The sequence below is a fragment of the Salmonella sp. SAL00670 genome, assembly GCF_046552235.1.
Taxonomy (GTDB): Bacteria; Pseudomonadota; Gammaproteobacteria; order Enterobacterales; family Enterobacteriaceae; genus Salmonella; species Salmonella enterica.
In genome coordinates, this window is the sequence record NZ_JBGDUO010000010.1 from 55083 (window position 1) to 78045 (window position 22963).

At 53.5% G+C, this 22963-nt stretch carries 21 protein-coding genes and 2 pseudogenes; 4 read left to right on the forward strand and 19 right to left on the reverse strand.

Annotation, left to right across the window (positions count from 1 at the left end; translation table 11 throughout):
- Nucleotides 1–57 precede the first annotated feature (57 nt).
- The 15 genes from wecG to trxA form a co-directional block, all read right to left on the reverse strand.
- Entirely contained in the window at nucleotides 58–798 is a 741-nt protein-coding gene (gene wecG / locus ACLJRS_RS21860) for a lipopolysaccharide N-acetylmannosaminouronosyltransferase (protein WP_000183621.1), read from the reverse strand.
- A complete protein-coding gene (wzyE, locus tag ACLJRS_RS21865; RefSeq protein ID WP_000055610.1) occupies nucleotides 795–2153 on the reverse strand; it encodes an ECA oligosaccharide polymerase in 1359 nt (452 codons plus the stop codon). The genes wecG and wzyE overlap by 4 nt, the downstream gene beginning before the upstream one ends.
- Nucleotides 2150–3229, reverse strand: coding sequence for a TDP-N-acetylfucosamine:lipid II N-acetylfucosaminyltransferase (locus ACLJRS_RS21870; RefSeq protein ID WP_000217196.1), 1080 nt, complete (start codon nucleotides 3227–3229; stop codon nucleotides 2150–2152). The genes wzyE and ACLJRS_RS21870 overlap by 4 nt, the downstream gene beginning before the upstream one ends.
- Nucleotides 3226–4476: a lipid III flippase WzxE gene (wzxE, locus tag ACLJRS_RS21875; protein WP_000050294.1), complete on the reverse strand. Its 1251-nt coding sequence runs from the start codon at nucleotides 4474–4476 to the stop codon at nucleotides 3226–3228. The genes ACLJRS_RS21870 and wzxE overlap by 4 nt, the downstream gene beginning before the upstream one ends.
- Nucleotide 4477: 1 nt before the next feature.
- Nucleotides 4478–5608 carry a dTDP-4-amino-4,6-dideoxygalactose transaminase gene (gene rffA / locus ACLJRS_RS21880; protein ID WP_000612080.1) on the reverse strand — a complete coding sequence of 377 codons (1131 nt, stop codon included), beginning with the start codon at nucleotides 5606–5608 and terminating at the stop codon, nucleotides 4478–4480.
- Between the two features lie 4 nt (nucleotides 5609–5612).
- A complete protein-coding gene (gene rffC / locus ACLJRS_RS21885) occupies nucleotides 5613–6290 on the reverse strand; it encodes a dTDP-4-amino-4,6-dideoxy-D-galactose acyltransferase (RefSeq protein WP_001145157.1) in 678 nt (225 codons plus the stop codon).
- Nucleotides 6268–6582: a sugar phosphate nucleotidyltransferase gene (locus ACLJRS_RS21890; RefSeq protein ID WP_223149427.1), complete on the reverse strand. Its 315-nt coding sequence runs from the start codon at nucleotides 6580–6582 to the stop codon at nucleotides 6268–6270. Before ACLJRS_RS21890 ends, rffC begins: the two co-directional genes overlap by 23 nt.
- Entirely contained in the window at nucleotides 6525–7592 is a 1068-nt protein-coding gene (gene rffG, locus ACLJRS_RS21895; protein WP_000822152.1) for a dTDP-glucose 4,6-dehydratase, read from the reverse strand. Before rffG ends, ACLJRS_RS21890 begins: the two co-directional genes overlap by 58 nt.
- Nucleotides 7592–8854, reverse strand: a complete 1263-nt coding sequence (wecC, locus tag ACLJRS_RS21900) for a UDP-N-acetyl-D-mannosamine dehydrogenase (protein ID WP_410957903.1) — start codon at nucleotides 8852–8854, stop codon at nucleotides 7592–7594. The genes rffG and wecC overlap by 1 nt, the downstream gene beginning before the upstream one ends.
- On the reverse strand, nucleotides 8851–9981 hold the full coding sequence (wecB, locus tag ACLJRS_RS21905; RefSeq protein ID WP_000866685.1) for a non-hydrolyzing UDP-N-acetylglucosamine 2-epimerase: 1131 nt from the start codon (nucleotides 9979–9981) through the stop codon (nucleotides 8851–8853). Before wecB ends, wecC begins: the two co-directional genes overlap by 4 nt.
- 55 nt (nucleotides 9982–10036) lie before the next feature.
- Nucleotides 10037–11083 carry an ECA polysaccharide chain length modulation protein gene (gene wzzE, locus ACLJRS_RS21910; protein WP_000193413.1) on the reverse strand — a complete coding sequence of 349 codons (1047 nt, stop codon included), beginning with the start codon at nucleotides 11081–11083 and terminating at the stop codon, nucleotides 10037–10039.
- Nucleotides 11084–11094: 11 nt separating this feature from the next.
- Nucleotides 11095–12198 carry a UDP-N-acetylglucosamine--undecaprenyl-phosphate N-acetylglucosaminephosphotransferase gene (gene wecA, locus ACLJRS_RS21915; RefSeq protein WP_000771937.1) on the reverse strand — a complete coding sequence of 368 codons (1104 nt, stop codon included), beginning with the start codon at nucleotides 12196–12198 and terminating at the stop codon, nucleotides 11095–11097.
- 229 nt (nucleotides 12199–12427) lie between these two features.
- Complete coding sequence (gene rho / locus ACLJRS_RS21920) at nucleotides 12428–13687, reverse strand: transcription termination factor Rho (protein ID WP_001054532.1); 1260 nt, start codon at nucleotides 13685–13687, stop codon at nucleotides 12428–12430.
- A gap of 87 nt (nucleotides 13688–13774) precedes the next feature.
- Nucleotides 13775–13858 carry a rho operon leader peptide gene (locus ACLJRS_RS21925; RefSeq protein WP_134820045.1) on the reverse strand — a complete coding sequence of 28 codons (84 nt, stop codon included), beginning with the start codon at nucleotides 13856–13858 and terminating at the stop codon, nucleotides 13775–13777.
- 247 nt (nucleotides 13859–14105) lie between these two features.
- Nucleotides 14106–14435: a thioredoxin TrxA gene (trxA, locus tag ACLJRS_RS21930; protein WP_001280776.1), complete on the reverse strand. Its 330-nt coding sequence runs from the start codon at nucleotides 14433–14435 to the stop codon at nucleotides 14106–14108.
- 143 nt (nucleotides 14436–14578) lie between these two features.
- Between trxA and rhlB the strand changes: the two genes are divergently transcribed.
- On the forward strand, nucleotides 14579–15844 hold the full coding sequence (gene rhlB / locus ACLJRS_RS21935; RefSeq protein ID WP_000047525.1) for an ATP-dependent RNA helicase RhlB: 1266 nt from the start codon (nucleotides 14579–14581) through the stop codon (nucleotides 15842–15844).
- Nucleotides 15845–15980: 136 nt separating this feature from the next.
- Nucleotides 15981–17462: a guanosine-5'-triphosphate,3'-diphosphate diphosphatase gene (gene gppA, locus ACLJRS_RS21940; RefSeq protein ID WP_001089447.1), complete on the forward strand. Its 1482-nt coding sequence runs from the start codon at nucleotides 15981–15983 to the stop codon at nucleotides 17460–17462.
- Nucleotides 17463–17501: 39 nt separating this feature from the next.
- Here gppA and rep read toward each other — a convergent pair whose 3' ends face one another.
- The 3 genes and pseudogenes from rep to ACLJRS_RS21955 all read right to left on the reverse strand — a co-directional run.
- Nucleotides 17502–19526, reverse strand: a complete 2025-nt coding sequence (gene rep / locus ACLJRS_RS21945; protein ID WP_001238835.1) for a DNA helicase Rep — start codon at nucleotides 19524–19526, stop codon at nucleotides 17502–17504.
- Nucleotides 19527–19625: 99 nt separating this feature from the next.
- A pseudogene (locus tag ACLJRS_RS21950) lies at nucleotides 19626–19763 on the reverse strand (nicotinamide riboside transporter PnuC); the annotation flags it as partial.
- Nucleotides 19715–19870: pseudogene (locus ACLJRS_RS21955) on the reverse strand (Crp/Fnr family transcriptional regulator); the annotation flags it as partial. The pseudogenes ACLJRS_RS21950 and ACLJRS_RS21955, both read right to left, overlap by 49 nt.
- 193 nt (nucleotides 19871–20063) lie before the next feature.
- Here ACLJRS_RS21955 and ppiC point away from each other — a divergent pair.
- Entirely contained in the window at nucleotides 20064–20345 is a 282-nt protein-coding gene (gene ppiC, locus ACLJRS_RS21960) for a peptidylprolyl isomerase PpiC (RefSeq protein ID WP_001096806.1), read from the forward strand.
- A gap of 91 nt (nucleotides 20346–20436) precedes the next feature.
- On the opposite strand, the gene ilvC is transcribed toward ppiC, so the two are convergent.
- Nucleotides 20437–21912: a ketol-acid reductoisomerase gene (ilvC, locus tag ACLJRS_RS21965; RefSeq protein ID WP_000024942.1), complete on the reverse strand. Its 1476-nt coding sequence runs from the start codon at nucleotides 21910–21912 to the stop codon at nucleotides 20437–20439.
- A gap of 163 nt (nucleotides 21913–22075) precedes the next feature.
- Between ilvC and ilvY the strand changes: the two genes are divergently transcribed.
- Complete coding sequence (ilvY, locus tag ACLJRS_RS21970) at nucleotides 22076–22963, forward strand: HTH-type transcriptional activator IlvY (protein ID WP_000365798.1); 888 nt, start codon at nucleotides 22076–22078, stop codon at nucleotides 22961–22963.

The following is a 22963-nucleotide window of genomic DNA, read 5'->3' on the forward strand; positions in this document are numbered from 1 at the left end:
TTGTAAATGAGCAGCACCATAAGCACAATCCGCTGCTCAAGTCATCAGAAGGGAGAATTAGAGATCGCCAGTATAGTGCCAGCGAAGATAGCGCAGCAGGCGCATCTGGCGGGTAATACGCCTCGGTTGAGAAAGCAGACGATACAACCACTCCAGTCCCAGGTTCTGCCATATTTTTGGAGCGCGTTTGACGTGACCAGTAAACACATCATAGGTCCCGCCCACCCCCATATATAACGCATGGGGATGCACTTCCCGACAATCGCGCATTAGCAATTCCTGTTTTGGCGATCCCATCGCGACGGTGACAATTTTCGCGCCGCTGGCATGGATACGCGCAAATAGCGCCTGACGCTGCTCCGGCGTAAAGTAACCGTCCTGGCTACCCACAATATTGACGTTCCACTGCGTCCGCAGTTTTGCTTCCGTCTGCGCCAGCACCTCAGGCTTGCCGCCGACAAGAAATACCGGTGTGCCTTCTTTTCCCGCGCGCGCCATTAACGCTTCCCAAAGGTCGGCGCCAGCCACACGAGAAACCTGCGCCTGCGGAAATTTTTTACGTATTGAACGCACCACGCTGATTCCATCGGCATATTTAAATTCCGCCGCCGCTATCAACGCGCGGACTTCCGGATTATCTTCCGCCGTCAGCAGCTTTTCGGCGTTGATCGCCACCAACGTGCCTTGCTTCAGTTGACCATCGGCAAACAGATAATTCAGCGCATGTGACATGTCGCGCCAGCCAATCAGAGGTAATCCACGCAGCGAGTAAAGGGGCGCAGCGGCATTATTGGTCATAGTTTTCCTTCCACCTGTGCCTGAGGGAGCGAAGTTGTACGTTTATGAATCAGTCCGGCGCTATCAAATAACCAGAACAGAAGCTTAGCGACCAGCAGGCTGGCGCCAAAAACCACCAGGAAGAAAACCACGCGCGAAACAAACGAATCCAGCCCTTCTCGCGCCAGCACAATCATATTAAAGATGGCGCCAAAGCAGAAACTGTGCAGAATCGCCGCCTTATAGCGATTGGGCTCCCGGTTACCCAGTTCATACAGCCAGTCGAACCATTTGATAATCATCCCGACGACGATCGCGCCGAGCGGAATAAACAGCGCCCCGCCCATGACCACCAGCGATCCGATAAGCGTTGGCGATATCGCCAGGCCAGAATGGTTGTTCAGGACTTCCCAGGTGAAGTAATTCGCAGAATTCAGCACGATGCTGGGTCGTCCCGGCCATAACCAGGTGGGAATAAAGACGTAGAAATCACGCACGATAGGGGCCAGCCCCTGAAACTCGATATTGTGGTAATTTTGCAACAGCAGCGCCAGATTCTCCCACGGCGAAAAGGTATCGCGCGTCAGATAAAGAAACGTATAGAACGCCTCATCGCCGCTCACATTTAATCCGTAGCGTTTGAGCGCCAGCCAGAACATACCGACAATCCCCAGCACGCCCGCCGCCGCCAGCATCCACAGGCTGATCCAGCCTCGAATAATGCCGATAAACAGGAAGATAGCAAACGCAATAATGATGTTAGCGCGCGTGCCGCCGACAATCATGTAGGTCAACAGACCAAACGCGACGGTGCTCACCAGAAAGAACAGCCACGCTTTGCTGTCCTGGCGCAGGAAATAGACCACCAGCATCGCCGGAATGAAGAAATAGAAGAACCGTTTTAACGCCACGCCGGAGACTTCGCTGGAAAAGATCTGGCTGTAGGAGTGCAGCCGGAACAGCAAAAAGCCGTTATGCATAAAGAAAATCGCCACGCTCACCAGCGCGATGCCCATCAGGATCACCCAGGTAAGGTGGGTTTCCACCCGGTTCATGGTAAATAGCGGCTTGCGTGGTACATCCACAACGCGTTTGCGTAAACGCGTTTTATAGGTCACGTAATACACGCCGTAGAAACAGGCGGCGGATAATAGAGCCTGCAATAAGATTTCCGGCGGCGCGACGCCAACGTCGAAACGAAATACCAGCACGCTGGTTAGCGGAAAACCAAAAAAGAAGGTCAACAAAAACAGCAACGAAAAGAAAACGTTGAAGTTAAAACGCACGCGGCGGAATTCAAACCAGGTCAGCGTGGCGATAAACAGCGTAGAGAGCAGCCAGACCACCAGCAGCCCGCTGAATTGCATTAAACTCATTCGGCTTCTCCTGCGGCGATTCTCAACGCATTATGCCACGGTTGCAGGTAGTTGGGGCTAAAGAAGGTGATGCCGCTTTTATCTACCGATGCGAGCTGACGCTGCGCCTCGCGCACGACCTGCTCATTAAGATCGTCCGTGGTAAACAGGACGGGCAGATGCTGTTCCGCCATATCCTGCCAGAAAGGATTGTCGCGATTCAGTACGCACGGGATATCGGCCTGAATTAGCAGACATAACGTCCCGATCCCCTGTTGGCGGGCAAAAATAAAATAACCGAGGTCGCACTGGCGCAACAGCGCAAGATAGGCATCAAATTCCATTTTTTCGCTAAGAATTTGTAAATTTTCGGCGCTAAATAGCGCCAGACCGGCCTGACGAACCTCATCAATATAGTCCTGGTTATTGGCCGGATAGCCCATCGGCACCACCACGTTTACCGTGTCGCCAAACTGCTGATACACCGCCCGTAACGCCGCAATATGTTGGTTACTGCGATCGCCGGAGTTCCCTACTAAAATGGTCAATTTTCCCGCACGTTGGCACTCTTTTGCCATAGCATTCAGGGAAGGATCCATGCGCGTCGGGAAATAGAGCAACTCGCCGCGTACGTCCGGATGCTGGCGCGCAAAATAGCTGAGATCGCCGCGCGTCGCGAATACGCACCCTACTCGCCCCTGCGCGATACGACGAAGCGGGTAGAAAAGGCGGAATTTCAGCCCGTTGGACACTTCGTAGAGATCCGCGCCCCAGATATGCCAGTAAAACTGAGCTGGCTTAATACCGCCGCTTAACAGCGCCAGCCACAGGCTGGTGTTGAACTGACCGTGAAAGAAGAATCTCTGTCGACGATTTGCTTTCGCTTTGGCGATGACCGCCTGCGCCAGCGCTTTCTTACTGCCATAAAAACGAAGCGAGAGCGCCGGGCAGCTTTCCGTGAAGCCGTTATCTTCACCGGCAACCATAAATTCGCGCGCGTGCTCGCTTGTGGCGGCCAGCGTATCATTGAAAAACCGCAGCACGGTGTGGTTATGGTGAGGGATATCCGATCCCAGGACGTGAATCAGTACAGTCATGCTCGCCTACGCCAGAGTAAAAATACGCCGCAACAAAGTGAAAAATAGACAATATAGGTGGCCATATAAGCCTGTGCCGCACCCAGCGCGCCGTGAGCGGGAATCAGCCAGTGAGCGAACGCCGTTAACAGAATGAACTGGCTAATTTCGGCCAGAATGTAAAATCGCAACGACGCTTTGGCAATCACCAGATAACCGAAAACATAGGCGCCGACTTTCAGCACGTCGCCCACTAACTGCCAGGCGAACAGATCGCGCATCGCGGTGAATTTGGCGGAAAAAAGCAGCCAGATAGCAAAATCGCGCAGTAGCCAGACGGTAAAACTCGCCGCCGCAACCGCCGGTAAAACAAATTTCAGCGCTTTTACCACTTCACGCGTAATGTCCTGTTTTTCCGTCAGGCGTGAGAGCGTGGGTAACAGGTAAACGCTGAAGGAGGCGGTGATAAATTGCAGATAGGCGTCAGAAATGCTGCTTACACCCTGCCAGATCCCGACATCGCTCCAGCTATAGTGCGCGGCCAGTTGGTTTCGCATCATCACATAGGCGACCGGCATCGTAACGGAGGTAATCAGCGCCATCAGGGTAAATTTACTGAGCTGCCCTGCCAAACCGTTGTTCCAGGAGGGCTTGAGATAGCGTAGCGGGACGGTGCCGCGCTTAATCAGTATTATACCGGCTGGCACTACCACCAGCGCCGGCACCAGCGCCAGGCCAAGCAGAGCGCCTTCATAGCCGCCGACACGGTAGCAGAGATACCAGGCGGCGATGCCCAAAAAGCTGCCGACAATTAACGATAAGGCATTACCCGACGCGTCACGAAAGCCCTTCATTAGCGCCAGCAGCAGGTTCGCCCAGGCGATCCCCATTTGTACCAGCGCAACCAGACGCACCAACCCTTGATAGTCCGTATGACCGAACAATCCCTGGCTAATCGGCGCCGCCGCCAGCAGGAAGACCAGCGCCAGCAGCGTAGAGAACCCCAATACCATCGCGGAGGAGGTTCCCACCACGGTACGTAACTGCGCCGGGTTATCATGATGTTGTGCGACAAGTTTGGTAACGCCGTTAAATATCCCCGCGCCAGCCAATACGCCCAGCACGGTAATCATCTGGCGGAAGTTACCCGCTTGTCCGACGCCCGCCGGGCCAAAAGAGACGGCCAGTAGTTTCACCACCAGCAGTCCGGCGCCAATTTTTACCAGCGTACTGACCGCCGTCCACAGGGAGGCTTTAGCAAGCGACATATCAGGAGAAATAATTTAGCAAGGTAGTAATCACCGTTCGTTGATCGACGGGCGCAAGGTTATAAAACAGCGGCAGACGCAACAAACGTTCGCTCTCTTTTGTGGTGTAGACATCGTCCCCGATAAACTCGCCGAATTTATCGCCCGCCGGACAATCATGCAGCGGAATGTAATGGAATACCGCCATGATTTCCGCCTCTTTCAGGAAATTAATCAGCGCGCTGCGATCGGCGATATCCCGCAGTTTGATGTAAAACATGTGGGCATTATGCCCGCAGTTTTCCGGAATAGAAGGCAGCTCGATACGCCCGGCGCGCGCCAGCGGCGTTAACGCATCGTAGTAAGTCTGCCACAGCGACAGACGCTGTTGATTGATACGATCGGCGGCCTCCAGTTGCGCCCACAGATAGGCAGCCTGCAGATCGGACATCAAATAACTGGAGCCGATATCCCGCCAGGTGTATTTGTCCACCTGACCACGGAAGAACTGGCTACGGTTGGTGCCTTTTTCGCGGATGATCTCCGCGCGTTCAATCAGCGTACGATCGTTGATCAGCGTCGCGCCGCCTTCGCCGCCAGCGGTGTAATTTTTGGTTTCATGGAAGCTAAAACAGCCGATGTGACCGATCGTCCCTAACGCGCGCCCTTTGTACGTGGACATCACACCCTGGGCGGCATCCTCGACAACGAACAGATTATACTTATCCGCCAGCGCCATGATGACATCCATTTCACAAGCGACGCCAGCGTAGTGTACCGGCACGATAGCGCGGGTTTTATCAGTAATCGCCGCCTCAATCAGCGTTTCGTCAATATTCATCGTATCCGGACGAATATCGACAAATACAATTTTCGCGCCGCGCAGGACAAAAGCGTTAGCGGTGGAGACAAACGTAAAGCTCGGCATGATCACTTCATCGCCGGGCTGAATATCCAACAACAGAGCCGCCATCTCCAGCGACGCGGTACAGGAAGGCGTCAGCAACACCTTCGCGCTGCCGAAATGTTGCTCCAGCCACTGCTGGCAACGACGCGTAAAGCCGCCGTCGCCGCACAGTTTGCCGCTGCTCATTGCAGACTGCATGTATTCGAGTTCGGTTCCCACCACCGGCGGCGCATTAAAAGGAATCATGTTGTCACCTGTATAACCAGTACGCAGTGCTTTCGATGTTGGCACCGCTTTGTATGTAACGTTTAAGCGCGGCGGTGTTGCCCAACTGGGTCGCCACCCGCAATGTTGCTTTGCCGCGACTCTGCGCCCAACAGATCGCCGCCTGCATAAGTTCCGCTCCCGCGCCGCGTCCGGCCAACAGGCCAATGCGCGCGTCGGTATCATTCAATTCCCGCAGCGAGACGTAACCGCGGATAGCGCCTGTCTCCGTGCGAAGCACCAGGCATTGGTGATCAAACGTGCCGCGTACCGCATTCTCAATCCACTGGGCGTAAAAACGGACGCTGGCGTCGGGCGCATACCACGGCGCGCGAAAACGACTCTGCGTAAACGCCTCTCCGGCCAACTGACGCAAAGCAGGAATGTCTTTAAGGTTTGCAATTTCCGCGCCATGCTGGTCGCGATGCCCTTTTACCGGCAACGCAAAATCCACCTCGCCTTCAACCAAAGAGAATCCCAGCGATTGCAACGCCGACAGCCAGGCGATGTTTTCAGCCGGCACTTTTACCTGCACGCGTTGCCACGCCTGCAGCGCTTCTGGCGTTAATTCGGGCGCTGAGGCATCGATACGCACAATGCCGCTATTCACGCCAAAGAACGTATTTTCCCAGAGTAACGGTTCAATACTGGCGCGGACGGGCACGGAGCAACTCCAGTAAATATTGGCCATAGCCGGTTTTTTCAAGCTGACTGGCGGCGCGTTTCAAACCATCATCATCCAGCCAGCCGTTGCGCCAGGCAATCTCCTCCAGACAGGCAATTTTGAAGCCCTGGCGCTTTGATACGCCGCGCGTAATGGGATGCAACCGGGTACCGGAACCTCCGGCCAGAATGATGCCTTTCATTCGTTTCTCCTCCAGGAGTAAGAACCTGCCGTTTAGCGTTTCAGCCCTAAGCGTTCGCCCTGATAACTGCCATCCTGCACGGGTTTCCACCAGGCCTCATTGGCGAGATACCACTGAACGGTTTTTCGCATCCCGCTTTCGAAGGTTTCCTGCGGCGTCCAGCCCAGCTCGCGGGCGATTTTCGACGCGTCGATGGCATAGCGTAAGTCATGGCCGGGGCGATCGTCGACGAAGGTAATCAGATCGTGATAATTCGCCACACCCTGCGGTTTTTGCGGGGCCAGTTCCTCCAACAGAGCGCAGATCGTCCTGACCACATCCAGATTTTTACGTTCGTTATGACCGCCGATATTATACGTTTCGCCCACCGCACCGTTCGTCACCACGTGATACAACGCACGGGCATGATCCTCTACATACAGCCAGTCGCGAATTTGCTGACCGTTGCCATAGACCGGCAATGGTTTACCCGCCAGCGCGTTCAGAATCATCAGCGGGATCAGTTTTTCCGGGAAATGGTAGGGCCCGTAGTTATTAGAGCAGTTGGTGACAAGCGTAGGCAGACCGTAGGTACGTAACCAGGCGCGTACCAGATGGTCGCTGCTGGCTTTGGAGGCGGAATAAGGGCTGCTTGGCGCATATGGCGTGGTTTCGGTGAAGAAATCGTCTGCAGTATGCAGATCGCCATACACTTCATCGGTGGAGATATGGTGGAAGCGGAACGCCGCTTTAGCGTCCGCGTCAAGCGCGGACCAGTAAGCGCGAGCGGCTTCCAGCAAGGTGTAAGTACCAACTATATTCGTTTCAATAAACGCCGCCGGGCCGTCGATGGAACGGTCTACATGGCTTTCCGCCGCCAGGTGCATCACGCTATTGGGATGATACTGCTGGAAGACTCGCTCCAGTGATGCCCGATCGCAGATATCCACCTTCTCAAAGGCGAAACGGTCGCTTTGCGTCACCGATGCCAGAGACATCAGGTTGCCCGCATAGGTGAGTTTATCCACCACCACCACCGCGTCTGCCGTTTCATGGATGATATGCCGCACCACCGCAGATCCGATAAAGCCTGCGCCGCCGGTCACCAGAATGCGTTTCATCAGCGCCAGACCCCTTTGGTATCAACCACATAACGTTGATGAACCGCATCGCCGGGAATCGCTTTAAATTCGTCGTGATCGACCAGCATCACCAGCACATCGGCGGCGGCCAGCGCCGCGTCCAGTTTCGCCAGCGTGCAAAGTCCGTCCAATTTTTTCGGCAACTGACGGATATTCGGTTCGACGACCAGGGTTTCGCCGCTGTGCCAGCGGGCGATACTTTGCGCGATCCCCATCGCCGGGCTTTCGCGCAGATCGTCGATATTCGGCTTAAAGGCCAGCCCAAAACAGGCGATTTTCACTTCGCTGGCGCGTTTATCGGTGGCCGCCAGGTAATCTGCGACCGCGGCTTTTACCTGATCGACCACCCAGTGCGGTTTGCCGTCATTCACTTCACGCGCGGTGCGAATCAGTCTCGCCTGCTGCGGATTTTGCGCCACAATAAACCACGGATCGACCGCAATGCAGTGCCCGCCAACGCCTGGGCCCGGCTGCAAAATATTGACGCGCGGATGGCGGTTCGCCAGACGGATCAATTCCCAGACGTTAATCCCCTGTTCGGCGCAAATCAGCGACAATTCATTCGCAAAGGCGATATTCACATCACGGAAGCTATTTTCCGTCAGCTTGCACATCTCTGCGGTGCGCGAGTTGGTGACAACGCATTCGCCCTCAAGGAAAATTTTGTACAGCGCGCTGGCGCGAGCCGAACATACTGGCGTCATACCGCCAATCACGCGGTCATTTTTAATGAGTTCCAGCATCACCTGACCCGGCAGCACACGCTCCGGACAATAGGCGATATTCACGTCGGCCTGCTCGCCCGCCTGCTGGGGAAAGGTCAGATCCGGGCGCATCCCGGCCAGCCAGCCAGCCATTTGCTCCGTTGCGCCGACCGGCGATGTTGATTCCAGAATCACCAGTGCCCCTTTTTTTAATACCGGCGCAATGGATTTTGCCGCGGCTTCCACATAGGCCATGTCAGGGTCGTGCTCGCCTTTGAATGGCGTCGGCACGGCAATCAGGTACGCATCGGCCTCGACAGGTGTCGTCGTCGCACGCAGAAAGCCACCCTCCACCGCCATCTTCACCACATTGCCCAACGCCGGCTCCACGATGTGAATTTCACCGCGATTTATGGTGTCTATCGCATGTTGGTTGATATCCACGCCGATAACCTGCTTCTGGCGGGAAGCAAAAGCGGCCGCAGTCGGTAATCCGATATACCCCAGCCCAATAACAGAAATGGTCGTAAAACTCATAACGATACCCGATAACTTTTTAACGCCTGTAAAATGCGCGCGCATGATTGCCCGTCACCATAAGGATTATGGGCGCGGCTCATGGTTTGATATTCATTTTCGTCGTGCAGCAGACGCATAACTTCCGCCACAATGCGCCGGGAGTCCGTGCCGATCAGTCTTACCGTACCAGCGGTAATGGCTTCCGGACGCTCTGTGGTTTCACGCATGACCAATACCGGCTTACCTAATGACGGCGCTTCTTCCTGAATACCGCCGGAATCGGTCAGAATGAGCCAGGCGTGATTCATCAGCCAGACAAAAGGTAAGTAGTCCTGCGGCTCAATCAGTACCACGTTTTCAACATGGCCGAGGATACGGTTGACAGGTTCGCTGACGTTGGGATTGAGATGCACCGGATAGACAATTTGCACATTCTGGTTCGCGGCGGCGATTTCCGCCAGCGCCTGGCAGATATGCTCAAAGCCCTGACCAAAGCTTTCACGCCGATGACCGGTCACCAAAATCATCTTCTTATTCGCGTTGAGGAAAGGATACTGCTCGGCCAGTTCAGCCTGTAATGTATCGCTCGTCAGAACGCGATCGCGTACCCAGATCAGCGCGTCGATAACGGTATTGCCAGTGACAAAAATGCGCTCATCCGGAATGTTCTCCCGCAACAGATTCTGCCGCGAGTTTTCCGTCGGCGCAAAGTGGTACATCGCCAGATGTCCGGTCAGCGTGCGGTTTGCCTCTTCCGGCCAGGGGGAATAGAGATCGCCGGTTCGCAACCCGGCTTCTACGTGCCCTACCGGAATTCGTTGATAGAAAGCCGCCAGGCTGGTAGCAATCGTAGTGGTGGTATCGCCATGAACCAGCACCACATCAGGTTTAAAATCTGCCAGGATCGGCTTTAATCCCTCCAGAATTCGGCAGGTAATTTCCGTCAACCCCTGTCCCGGCTGCATAATGTTGAGATCGTAATCAGGCACAATAGAAAAAAGAGTTAATACCTGATCAAGCATCTCCCGATGCTGCGCAGTAACGCATACTTTGGCCTCGAAATGAGGATCTTTTTCCAGCGCATGGACCAGAGGCGCCATCTTAATGGCCTCCGGTCGTGTACCAAATACAGTCAGTACTTTCACATCGATTCTCTTCGAATAGACAGTAGGGGCCCAGCCCCCTACTGCAGAGGTGTTGCTAAATCGTGCGGCGACGGGTTAAGGCAACGCCCGCACCGATTAGCGCCCCAACGATACCCCACATGATCATCAGGAAGGCTCGGCGTGGGCTATCACGTTTTACCGGTTCTTCCGGCGTACGCAAATAACGATAGGTCTGAAAACGAGGGTCCAGGGTCGGCCCCACATTAAGCGTATTCAACATTGCCCGATTTTGAAAGTAGTCCAAATCGAACGCAGGGCCAACCGCTTGCAGATTTTCAAGACGCGCCTGCAACATAGGGCGACCGAGTAAAAAAAGCTCTGAGTCCGGTAATTCATCCGCCGGGACATCCGTCGCGCTACGAGAAATATTATGTTGTTCCGCAATTTTGAGCGCCTGCTCAATACTGTTTACACGACGCGAATAGATCGCTTTCGCAACCTCCTCCTGCCGTTTGACCTGGGCTTTCATCTGCACGGTACGCGCAGCCCAGGCACCTTTTAATTCATCATTCAGATGGCTCGCCGCCCGCTGGCTGGCGAATGCGACATACTGACGCAGCAGATTATTGGCGTCCGGCGCAGTTTCAGCAATCAGCTTCACATTGTCGTTGATGGCGCGTGTAAAATCGCCGGGCGTAAACTGTATGTTATTGATCAGTTCATCAAGCATCGCCGCATCAGCTTTGCTATTCCCGACCATTCGCTGCTTGTAATAGTCCGTCTGTAACCAGAAATCGCGACGCGTATCCCAGGAGGCAAGTTGCATGATGAACTCTTTATACGCTTCATCCATCACTGAGGGTTTATCGGAAGAAGCAGGATCGGTCTTAATATCCAGGTTGCGCAGAAACTGCTGCTGGGAGTAATAACCGCCCAACATATTTACGGTTGGGCGATCGGTGATCGCCGTCGCACTCCACTCCTGACGAGCAAAAAAGGTATAGGCTAACGCGATAAGGGCAAATAGCAGGCCAATGCCGATAATCCAGAATTTGCCAGCCCATAAAGTACGAAACAACCCGCGAATATCCAGTTCATTTTCAGCGCTCACCGCGCGTGCCCCCGGTAATGGTTGTGTCATCGTATCCTCATTTACTTGGTTAAGTTTGGCCGGTTCTCACGTTGCCTGCGCAGGCGACGCTTCACACGCTTAATAAATCTCGCCACCTTCCAGGCCCGCTTAATGCAGTAGCCATAGAGGAAGAATGCTAGCAAAAAGAGCACCAACATAACCCATTCAGGAACAAAATGAGAGTATTCTGCCGTTACGCCTACTCCCGCCAGAATCGCCGCTGCGAGCGTAATAAGAACAAATGCCTGGCGGGAAGTAAACCCTGCTCGCATAACCAAATGATGAATATGTTGGCGATCAGGGGAAAAGGGGCTCATCCCTTTACGCAGACGGCGATACATAATCGCCACCATATCCATCAATGGAATAGCGATAATCCATAGCGCGGTAACCGGGCTGATAGAGTGAGTTTTCCCCTGCGTCGTTTCCAGTAAGAGCCAGATGACGGTAAAGCCAATCAGTGTACTACCGGCATCGCCCATAAAGACTTTGTAACGCCGCCCCAAAATACCGAGATTAAGCATAATGTAAGGCAGAATCGCGGCGATCATGGCAAAGCACCACATTGCCAGACTAGTCTGACCATCAAACCATAAAATCAGCCCCATCGCCGCAAATGAGACGCTGGATAACCCACCCAGCAGGCCGTCAATACCGTCCACCATATTGAAAGCGTTGATCGCCGCCCATACCGCAAACAGAGTAAGGAAATAGCCAAAGGGGCCAAGCACTAACTCCCAAGGCCCAAAGATGTAACCAAGGCTACCTAAGTGAAGTTTTGCGATAACCATCATTACAACCGCAATAACAGCCTGAACCACAGCACGAATTTTTACACTGATATCAAAACGGTCATCCATCGCACCAACAAAAACCAATACACCAGCGCAAATAAGATATAGCGATAAGTGCGGTATGTAGTAATCCGAGAGGCCAAACATAAAGCAGATTCCTGCAAACACAGAAATCCCGCCGACTAATGGGATAACGCCCTGATGTCGTTTACGAAAGTTTGGTTTATCCACTAAACCAATTTTTATGGCTACTTTTCGCGCAAGAAAAATAAAAATGGTCGTGAATAAAAAAATACTGATTAGCTCAGATAAAGCGGTGAGTAACTTCACAGTGTATGTGCTCTCAGCATATATCATTTCCTTAAAGTATAATGCGTTACGCCAGCTCCTAGAAGAGACCTGTTAGAACATTACACTTTTTACCGCAAACAATGTGTATTGTGCATGGTGTTACTCTGTAGCGCATATCCCGATGACCAGTTTATATGACATGACGCCAGGATGAATCGCAAAACAAAAACGCCACGTAAAAACGTGGCGTTTTCAGGTAAAGACCAGGTTATGAGCGCTTCATCATCTCGAAAAAGTCGTCATTAGTTTTGGTCATCGCCAGTTTGTTAATGAGGAATTCCATCGCGTCAATCTCACCCATCGGATGGATGATTTTACGCAGGATCCACATTTTCTGCAGCTCTTCCTGAGTGGTGAGCAGCTCTTCTTTACGGGTACCGGAACGGTTGTAGTCGATAGCCGGGAAGACACGTTTTTCAGCAATCTTACGCGAGAGATGCAGCTCCATGTTACCGGTGCCTTTAAACTCTTCGTAGATAACTTCGTCCATCTTGGAACCGGTATCGATCAGCGCCGTCGCGATGATAGTCAGGCTACCGCCCTCTTCCACGTTACGCGCCGCACCGAAGAAACGCTTCGGACGATGCAGGGCGTTAGCGTCCACACCACCGGTCAGTACTTTACCGGAAGCCGGCACCACGGTGTTGTAGGCACGCGCCAGACGGGTGATGGAGTCGAGCAGGATGATAACGTCTTTCTTGTGTTCAACCAGACGTTTCGCCTTCTCGATAACCATTTCGGCAACCTGAACGTGGCGGGATGCCGGTTCGTCAAAGGTAGACGCAACCACTTCGCCTTTCACCAGACGCTGCATCTCGGTTACTTCTTCCGGACGTTCGTCAATCAGCAGCACCATCAGCACGCAGTCTGGGTGGTTATACGCGATGCTCTGCGCGATGTTCTGCAGCAGCATGGTTTTACCCGCTTTCGGCGGCGCGACAATCAGACCGCGCTGGCCGCGACCGATCGGCGAAGCCAGATCCAAAACGCGCGCCGTTAAGTCTTCGGTAGAACCGTTACCACGCTCCATACGCAGACGAGAGTTTGCGTGCAGCGGGGTTAAGTTCTCAAAGAGGATTTTGTTACGGGCGTTTTCCGGTTTGTCGTAGTTAACTTCGTTAACTTTCAACAGCGCAAAATAGCGTTCACCTTCTTTCGGCGGGCGAATCTTACCAGAAATGGTATCACCAGTGCGGAGGTTGAAACGGCGGATTTGGCTGGGGGAAACGTAGATATCATCAGGACCGGCGAGGTAGGAGCTGTCTGCAGAACGGAGGAAACCAAATCCATCCTGCAATATCTCCAGCACACCGTCGCCAAAGATATCTTCGCCACTCTTTGCGTGCTGCTTCAGGATGGCAAAAATAATGTCCTGCTTGCGCATACGGGCCAGGTTTTCCAGCCCCATACTTTCGCCGAGAGTGATCAGCTCAGAAACCGGCGTATTCTTTAATTCGGTAAGATTCATAATGGTGTGAGTTCTTAAACTTGGGGTAAATCTCGAACTTAATGTTGTGAATGGTATGGCAGGGTCATCCATGCCTGTTTACGGCTATCAACTCATGTCTGTTCGCTGTCTGGTCACAGGAAAGTACGCAGAACTGAAACGACAAGACGGAATGAGCGAAGAGCCAGGAATCTTTCCACTTCTCGTGCGAGAAAAAACGGGAAGTGACGGATAAAACCAGATTCAAACTTAATAAGGTATGTTTAATTCGAAGTCAATACTAACTTAGCACGACTCAGACCGGGCGTCCAGAGATCCTGACAATTTAAGAATAACGTAAGGACAACAGACGCCACGAAACTGCCTGATACCTTAATCATTCGTCGAATGACAGACGCCTGACCATACAGCGCCTTTGTCATTCGACGTATAAAAGGTATTACGCCAGATTGGCGTCGAGAAACTCTTTCAACTGACCTTTAGACAGTGCGCCTACTTTGGTTGCCGCCACTTCGCCGTTTTTAAACAGCAGCAGAGTCGGAATACCGCGGATGCCATATTTAGGCGCAGTACCAGGGTTCTGGTCAATGTTCAGTTTGGCAACGGTCAATTTGCCCTGATATTCGTCAGCGATTTCATCCAGAATCGGAGCGATCATTTTACACGGCCCGCACCACTCTGCCCAGAAATCAACGAGGATAGCCCCGTCCGCTTTGAGTACATCCGTGTCAAAACTGTCGTCAGTCAGGTGAATAATTTTATCGCTCATATATAACTCCACAGGAATAAGCCTGGCGTGTTGGTGTAGCATTAACCAACGAGGTGCTGATGTTAACTTCGCCAACAAAGGTTGACTTTATTTCACCGGATACGCTTTCGTAAAGCAATAGTAAGCTGATATTCTACCACACTATGAGCAAAACACATTTAACAGAACAGAAGTTTTCCGACTTCGCCCTGCACCCACAGGTGGTTGAAGCCCTTGAAAAAAAAGGGTTTTATAATTGTACGCCCATTCAGGCACTGGCCCTTCCGCTAACGCTGGCGGGTCGTGACGTTGCAGGGCAGGCGCAAACCGGTACCGGGAAAACGATGGCGTTTCTGACGTCAACGTTTCATTATTTACTTTCTCATCCCGCGATCGACGATCGCAAGGTGAACCAGCCGCGCGCGCTGATCATGGCGCCGACGCGTGAATTAGCCGTACAAATTCACGCAGACGCGGAGCCGTTGGCGCAAGCGACAGGCTTAAAATTAGGCTTGGCTTACGGCGGCGATGGTTACGACAAGCAGCTTAAAGTGCTGGAAAGCGGCGTTGATATTCTTATTGGTACGACGGGCCGACTGATCGACTACGCCAAACAAAATCACATTAACCTCGGCGCCATTCAGGTCGTCGTACTCGATGAAGCCGATCGCATGTACGATTTGGGCTTTATTAAAGATATCCGCTGGCTGTTCCGTCGTATGCCGCCGGCTGCGCAGCGTCTGAACATGTTGTTCTCCGCCACCCTGTCTTATCGGGTTCGCGAGCTGGCGTTTGAACAGATGAACAACGCCGAATATGTTGAAGTGGAACCGGAGCAAAAGACCGGCCACCGCATTAAAGAAGAGCTTTTCTACCCCTCTAATGAAGAGAAAATGCGTTTACTGCAAACGCTGATCGAAGAAGAGTGGCCGGATCGCGCCATTATTTTCGCCAACACCAAGCATCGTTGCGAAGATATCTGGGGACATCTGGCGGCAGATGGCCATCGTGTTGGTCTGCTGACCGGCGACGTCGCGCAGAAAAAGCGCCTGCGGATTCTGGATGAGTTCACCCGCGGCGATCTGGATATTCTTGTGGCGACCGATGTCGCGGCGCGCGGGTTGCATATCCCCGCCGTAACGCACGTCTTTAACTACGATCTGCCAGACGATTGTGAAGACTATGTTCACCGTATCGGTCGTACCGGTCGCGCTGGCGCCAGCGGGCATTCCATCAGCCTGGCTTGCGAAGAGTATGCGCTGAATCTGCCCGCCATTGAGAGCTATATCGGCCACTCGATTCCGGTCAGCAAATACAATCCGGAAGCGCTCATGAACGATCTACCCAAGCCGTTGCGCCTGACGCGTTCGCGTCCTGGCAATGGTCCGCGTCGTGCTGGCGCTCCGCGTAATCGTCGTCGTTCAGGTTAAGAAAAGTTATGCCATACACAAAATCATTTAGCCTGTATCAAGGCGGCAAGAAAACAAATCCCGATGAGCGTACTTTAGTAAATGATTCAGGGGAGTGTACGCAGCCAACACGGATACAGGTTGAAGGATGAAGTGTATGAATTCCACCTCGTTGTATGCCGCCATTGATCTCGGTTCCAATAGTTTTCATATGCTGGTCGTGCGCGAGGCGGCGGGAAGCATCCAGACGCTGACCCGAATAAAACGTAAGGTGCGTCTGGCCGCGGGTCTGAACAACGACAACCACCTTTCAGCCGAAGCGATGGAACGCGGCTGGCAATGCCTGCGTCTGTTTGCTGAACGTTTGCAGGATATCCCGCAGCCGCAAATCCGCGTGGTTGCCACCGCAACATTGCGTCTCGCCGTTAATGCGGGTGAATTTATCGCGAAAGCGCAGACTATCCTTGGTTGTCCGGTGCAGGTTATCAGCGGCGAAGAAGAGGCGCGGCTGATTTATCAGGGGGTCGCTCATACCACCGGCGGCGCAGATCAGCGACTGGTGGTGGATATCGGCGGCGCCAGCACTGAACTGGTTACCGGCACTGGCGCGCAAACCACGTCGCTATTTAGCCTGTCGATGGGCTGCGTAACGTGGCTTGAACGCTATTTTAGCGATCGTAATCTGGCGCAAGAAAACTTTGATGATGCGGAGAAGGCCGCGCGCGATGTACTGCGTCCGGTCGCCGATGAACTGCGTTTTCATGGCTGGAAGGTCTGCGTGGGTGCCTCCGGCACCGTACAGGCATTGCAGGAAATCATGATGGCGCAGGGGATGGACGAGCGCATTACGCTCGCCAAACTGCAGCAGCTAAAACAACGCGCGATACAGTGCGGGCGTCTGGAAGAGCTGGAAATCGAAGGCCTGACGCTGGAGCGCGCGCTGGTTTTCCCAAGCGGGCTGGCTATTCTGATCGCGATATTTACCGAGCTGAACATCCAGAGCATGACGCTGGCAGGCGGCGCGTTACGCGAAGGGCTGGTGTATGGGATGTTGCATCTGGCGGTAGATCAGGATATCCGCAGCCGCACGCTGCGAAACATTCAGCGTCGGTTTATCGTCGATACCGATCAGGCGAACCGCGTAGCGAAGCTGGCAGATAACTTCCTCAAACAGGTAGAAAATGCCTGGCATATTGAACCTATCAGTCGTGAACTGTTGCTTAGCGCTTGCCAGTTGCATGAGATCGGTCTGAGCGTTGATTTTAAACAGGCGCCCTATCATGCCGCCTATTTAGTACGCCATTTGGATCTGCCTGGCTATACGCCCGCGCAGAAAAAGTTGCTCGCCACCCTCTTACTGAATCAGACCAATCCGGTCGATCTCTCTTCGCTTCATCAGCAAAACGCGGTACCGCCCCGTGTTGCGGAACAGCTATGCCGTTTGCTGCGACTGGCGATTCTTTTTGCCGGTCGCCGTCGTGACGATCTGGTACCAGAAATTACGCTACAGGCGCTAAATGAAAATCTGACGTTAACCTTGCCTGGCGACTGGCTGGCGCATCACCCGCTGGGTAAAGAGTTGATTGATCAGGAAAGCCAGTGGCAAAGCTATGTACACTGGCCGCTGGACGTTCGCTAACCGTAGTCTGATTGCCGGATGACGCTTCGCTTATCCGGCCTACGATTTCGCTCGCTTTGCCGCCATCATGGCTTTCAGATTAGCCAGGTGACTTTGCCCTTTTTGCATTCGCTCCTCAGCGCTTACCACTTTGCGCTCCTGCTCCCAGATTAAATCATCCTGCGGCAGTTCTAACAGGAAGCGACTGGGTTCCGGGCGCACCAGTTCCCCATACTGACGGCGCTCTTTACATAATGTAAAGGTGAGCTCTTTCTGCGCACGAGTGATCCCGACATAGGCCAGCCGACGCTCTTCCTCAATATTATCTTCGTCAATGCTGCTTTGATGCGGCAAAAATCCTTCTTCCATTCCCACCATATAGACATACGGGAATTCCAGTCCTTTCGATGCATGAAGCGTCATCAACTGTACCTGATCCAGCTCTTCTTCGCTCTCGCCACGCTCCATCATATCGCGCAGCGTAAAGCGTGTAACCACCTGGGTCAGCGTCATCGGCTCATCGAGTTCGTTGCCTTCCAGCATCTCAGTCATCCAGCTAAAGAGCTGGTTAACGTTTTTCATACGCATTTCCGCCGCTTTGGGGCTCGGCGAGGTTTCGTACAACCAGGACTCATAGTCAATACCGTGGATGAGATCGCGCACGGCGGCGACAGGCTCGCGTTCGGCCAGACGCTGGATTTCCCCCAGCCAGTGGGTAAAACGCGTCAATGAATCGTAACCACGTCCGGTCAGCTTTTGGCTAAGTCCCATATCAAAGCTGGCGGTAAACAGGCTTTTATTACGCGTCATTGCCCATTCACCCAGCTTTTGCAGAGTAGCCGGACCGATTTCGCGTTTTGGCGTATTCACGATGCGCAGGAAAGCGCTGTCATCATCCGGGTTGGTCAACACCCGCAGGTAGGCCAGCAGGTCTTTAATCTCCGGACGGGAGAAGAATGAGGTGCCGCCGGAAATTTTGTACGGAATGCGGTTCTGCATGAGGAATTTTTCAAATACCCGCGACTGATGATTCCCGCGATACAGAATGGCGTAATCCTTGTACTGGGTCTTGTTCACAAAGTGATGGGCAATCAGTTCGCCGATAACGCGCTCAGCTTCATGCTCTTCATTGTTTGCGCTTAACACTTTGAGTTCCGCGCCGTAACCGAGCTCGGAAAAGAGGCGCTTTTCAAAGACGTGCGGATTGTTGGCGATGAGAATATTTGCCGCTTTCAGGATGCGGCCCGAAGAACGATAGTTTTGCTCCAGCTTAATCACCTGCAGCGCCGGAAAATCCTGGCTCAGTAACACCAGGTTTTGCGGACGCGCCCCGCGCCAGGAGTAGATAGACTGATCGTCATCGCCCACGACCGTAAAGCGCGCGCGTTGCCCGACCAGCAGCTTAACCAACTCATACTGGCTGGTGTTAGTATCCTGATATTCATCCACCAGCAGATAACGAATTTTATTCTGCCAGCGCTCGCGCACCTCGTCATTGCGTTGCAGCAGCAGCGTCGGCAGCAAAATCAAATCATCAAAATCGAGAACGTTACATGCCTTCATATGGGCGTCGTAAAGCCCGTAGCAGTGGGCAAAAATACGATCGCGTTCGCCTTTCGCCCCGGCCGCCGCCTGCGCAGGCGTTTTGAGATCGTTTTTCCAGTTGGAGATCGTGGAGATCAGCTGTTGCAACAGAACCTTGTCGTCTTCGATCAGGCCTTCGGTCAGCTCTTTGAGCAAGGCGACCTGGTCGGTATCGTCAAACAATGAAAAGTTCGATTTCATCCCCAGCGCAGCGTACTCGCGCTTAATAATATCCAGCCCTAGCGTATGAAAGGTGGAGATCATCAAACCGCGCGCTTCCTTACGGCCGAGCGTCTGCCCGACGCGTTCTTTCATTTCGCGCGCTGCCTTGTTGGTAAACGTCACCGCCGCAATATGCCGGGCCTGATAGCCGCATCCGCGGATCAGGTGGGCGATTTTATTGGTAATTACGCGAGTTTTACCAGAACCCGCTCCTGCCAGCACCAGGCAGGGTCCGGTGACGAATTCGACAGCGTGTTGTTGGCCGGGATTTAAACGCATGGGAATAGTGCTCAATCTTCGAACGGGGGAGGGATTGTAGCAGAAAGCGAGGCCCAGAGAAGACCAGGCTGCTTTTTCAGGCAGCCTGGAAAAGGTCAATCAGCAGGCTCTGGCGGCAAGCGGCGTATAGCCATTACGCTGTGCGCTCTTGATCCAACTGAAAGAACCCATTAACGCGATCGCCGTCAGCAGAACATACTCAAGCGACATCGCATAAACGCCCTGTACTGCATGATTTCCAACGGGCAGTATTTGAGTAATTCATAGAGCACTGGGTCGCGTACGACCTGGCGTAGCCCTAAAAGCCAGTCGTCTGGAAATTCTGCGTTTTTCATTATGTTCATGGTATCTCGCCCCTTGTCAGAAAGGACAGGACCGCCGTCCCGCACATCCGAAATACGCCTGCTAAAAATGCCGCTTATCTCCCGGTTCATTAAATCAGGCGGGACATCTGTCCTGTAATGGCGAAGAGTATATGTCTGACGGCCTAAGGAGTGATAAAGTGACGGCCAATCTTTGCGACGTGAGAACACAATAATGGCAAAAATGGCAGCAGCACTGCATATCCTTGTAAAAGAAGAGAAACTGGCATTGGATCTTCTGGAGCAAATTAAAAACGGCGGCGATTTTGAGAAGCTGGCGAAGAAGCATTCTATCTGCCCATCCGGTAAAAAAGGCGGTCATTTAGGCGAATTTCGTCAGGGCCAGATGGTTCCGGCATTCGATAAAGTAGTCTTTTCCTGCCCGGTACTGGAGCCAACCGGCCCATTGCACACCCAGTTCGGTTATCACATCATTAAGGTATTGTATCGCAAATAAAAAGCCGGGTGGCGGCTACGCCTTACCCGGCCTACATCGTCTGCTTGATTTTGTAGGTCGGGTAAGCGCTAGCACCACCCGACAAGGTATATCAACCCGCTACCGCAATACGCTTCATATCCTTCATATAGCCGCGCAGTTTCTTACCTACCTGCTCAATCGCATGGCTACGAATCGCGTCGTTCACGTCGCGAAGCTGTGCGTTGTCTACCGCGCCTTCCGGGATAGCACTACCCAGATCGCCCGGTTGCAATTCCGCCATAAACGGTTTCAGCAGCGGTACGCAAGCGTAAGAGAACAGGTAGTTACCGTATTCTGCGGTATCAGAGATAACCACGTTCATTTCATACAGACGCTTACGGGCGATGGTGTTCGCGATCAGCGGCAGTTCGTGCAGTGATTCGTAGTAAGCGGATTCTTCGATGATGCCGGAATCGACCATGGTTTCGAACGCCAGCTCAACGCCCGCTTTCACCATCGCGATCATCAGCACGCCTTTATCGAAGTACTCCTGCTCGCCGATTTTACCTTCAAACTGCGGCGCGGTTTCGAACGCGGTTTTACCGGTCTCTTCACGCCAGGTCAGCAGTTTCTTATCGTCGTTAGCCCAGTCAGCCATCATGCCGGAAGAGAATTCGCCGGAGATGATGTCATCCATGTGTTTCTGGAACAGCGGCGCCATGATCTCTTTCAGCTGTTCAGACAGCGCGTAAGCACGCAGTTTCGCCGGGTTAGACAGACGGTCCATCATCAGAGTGATGCCGCCCTGCTTCAGCGCTTCGGTGATGGTTTCCCAGCCGAACTGAATCAGTTTTTCGGCGTATGCCGGGTCGGTGCCTTCTGCCACCAGCTTGTCGAAGCACAGCAGAGAACCGGCCTGCAACATACCGCACAGGATGGTCTGCTCGCCCATCAGGTCGGATTTCACTTCCGCCACGAAAGAAGATTCCAGTACACCCGCACGGTGACCGCCGGTGGCCGCTGCCCAGGCTTTAGCAATCGCCATGCCTTCGCCTTTCGGGTCGTTTTCCGGGTGAACGGCGATCAGCGTCGGCACGCCGAAACCACGTTTGTATTCTTCACGCACTTCGGTACCCGGACACTTCGGCGCCACCATCACCACGGTGATGTCTTTACGGATCTGCTCTCCCACTTCCACGATGTTGAAGCCGTGGGAGTAGCCCAGCGCTGCGCCGTCTTTCATCAGCGGCTGTACAGAACGTACAACGTCGGAGTGCTGTTTGTCCGGCGTCAGGTTAACCACCAGGTCAGCCTGCGGGATCAGCTCTTCGTAGGTGCCTACTTTGAAACCGTTTTCGGTCGCTTTACGCCAGGAGGCGCGCTTCTCAGCAATAGCTTCTTTACGCAGGGCGTAGGAAATATCCAGACCGGAGTCACGCATGTTCAGGCCCTGGTTCAGACCCTGAGCGCCACAGCCGACGATGACCACTTTTTTACCCTGCAGGTAGCTCGCGCCGTCGGCGAATTCGTCGCGGCCCATAAAGCGGCATTTACCCAGCTGCGCCAGCTGCTGGCGCAGATTCAGTGTATTAAAGTAGTTAGCCATGATGGTGTACTCCGTGATGTTGTGTGTCGCGCTTATTGTTCGGTTTACAGATTGCTATCTGTGCGAATGAACCCACATTACAACAGGAAATTTATTGCGGAAATTGATATATTCACAACGTTATGTTGCGGTTTATGCAACGTCAAAAACCGGAGGTCTGTCTGTGGATTTACGCGATCTAAAAACCTTCCTGCATCTGGCGGAAAGCCGCCACTTTGGCCGCAGCGCGCGGGCGATGCACGTCAGCCCCTCCACGCTCTCCCGGCAGATTCAGCGGCTGGAAGAAGATCTCGGCCAGCCGCTGTTTGTGCGCGATAACCGCACGGTCACGCTGACCGAAGCCGGCGAAGAGCTGCGAGTGTTTGCCCAACAGACGCTTTTGCAATATCAGCAGTTGCGCCATACCCTCGATCAGCAGGGGCCGTCCCTTTCCGGCGAACTCCATATCTTCTGTTCAGTGACCGCGGCATACAGTCATCTGCCGCCGATCCTCGACCGTTTTCGCGCCGAACACCCTTCTGTTGAAATCAAATTGACGACCGGAGATGCTGCCGATGCGATGGAAAAGGTGGTAACGGGAGAAGCGGACCTGGCAATCGCCGGCAAACCAGAAACGCTACCGGGCGCAGTGGCGTTTTCGATGCTGGAAAATCTGGCGGTGGTGCTGATCGCCCCGGCGCTGCCCTGCCCGGTGCGCAATCAGGTTTCGGTTGATAAGCCCGACTGGTCGACGGTGCCATTTATCATGGCCGATCAGGGGCCGGTACGCCGCCGTATTGAGCTGTGGTTTCGCCGCCATAAAATCAGCAATCCGCAGATTTACGCCACCGTCGGCGGTCACGAAGCGATGGTCTCAATGGTGGCGCTGGGCTGCGGCGTGGCGCTGCTGCCGGAAGTGGTGCTGGAAAACAGCCCGGAGCCAGTGCGCAACCGGGTGATGATTTTAGAACGCAGCGATGAAAAAACGCCGTTTGAACTTGGCGTCTGCGCGCAAAAAAAGCGGCTGCATGAGCCGCTAATTGATGCGTTCTGGAAGATTTTACCGAATTAG

Coding starts and splice junctions, on each gene's coding strand:
- rho (WP_001054532.1), bottom strand. CDS start 13,687: ATGAATCTTACCGAATTAAAGAATACGCCGGTTTCTGAGCTGATCACT.
- rep (WP_001238835.1), bottom strand. CDS start 19,526: ATGCGTTTAAATCCCGGCCAACAACACGCTGTCGAATTCGTCACCGGA.
- trxA (WP_001280776.1), bottom strand. CDS start 14,435: ATGAGCGATAAAATTATTCACCTGACTGACGACAGTTTTGACACGGAT.
- rhlB (WP_000047525.1), top strand. CDS start 14,579: ATGAGCAAAACACATTTAACAGAACAGAAGTTTTCCGACTTCGCCCTG.
- gppA (WP_001089447.1), top strand. CDS start 15,981: ATGAATTCCACCTCGTTGTATGCCGCCATTGATCTCGGTTCCAATAGT.
- wecG (WP_000183621.1), bottom strand. CDS start 798: ATGACCAATAATGCCGCTGCGCCCCTTTACTCGCTGCGTGGATTACCT.
- ilvC (WP_000024942.1), bottom strand. CDS start 21,912: ATGGCTAACTACTTTAATACACTGAATCTGCGCCAGCAGCTGGCGCAG.
- ACLJRS_RS21870 (WP_000217196.1), bottom strand. CDS start 3,229: ATGACTGTACTGATTCACGTCCTGGGATCGGATATCCCTCACCATAAC.
- wecC (WP_410957903.1), bottom strand. CDS start 8,854: ATGAGTTTTACGACCATTTCTGTTATTGGGCTGGGGTATATCGGATTA.
- wzzE (WP_000193413.1), bottom strand. CDS start 11,083: ATGACACAACCATTACCGGGGGCACGCGCGGTGAGCGCTGAAAATGAA.
- ppiC (WP_001096806.1), top strand. CDS start 20,064: ATGGCAAAAATGGCAGCAGCACTGCATATCCTTGTAAAAGAAGAGAAA.
- wzyE (WP_000055610.1), bottom strand. CDS start 2,153: ATGAGTTTAATGCAATTCAGCGGGCTGCTGGTGGTCTGGCTGCTCTCT.
- rffA (WP_000612080.1), bottom strand. CDS start 5,608: ATGATTCCTTTTAATGCGCCGCCGGTGGTGGGAACCGAACTCGAATAC.
- wzxE (WP_000050294.1), bottom strand. CDS start 4,476: ATGTCGCTTGCTAAAGCCTCCCTGTGGACGGCGGTCAGTACGCTGGTA.
- rffG (WP_000822152.1), bottom strand. CDS start 7,592: ATGAAACGCATTCTGGTGACCGGCGGCGCAGGCTTTATCGGATCTGCG.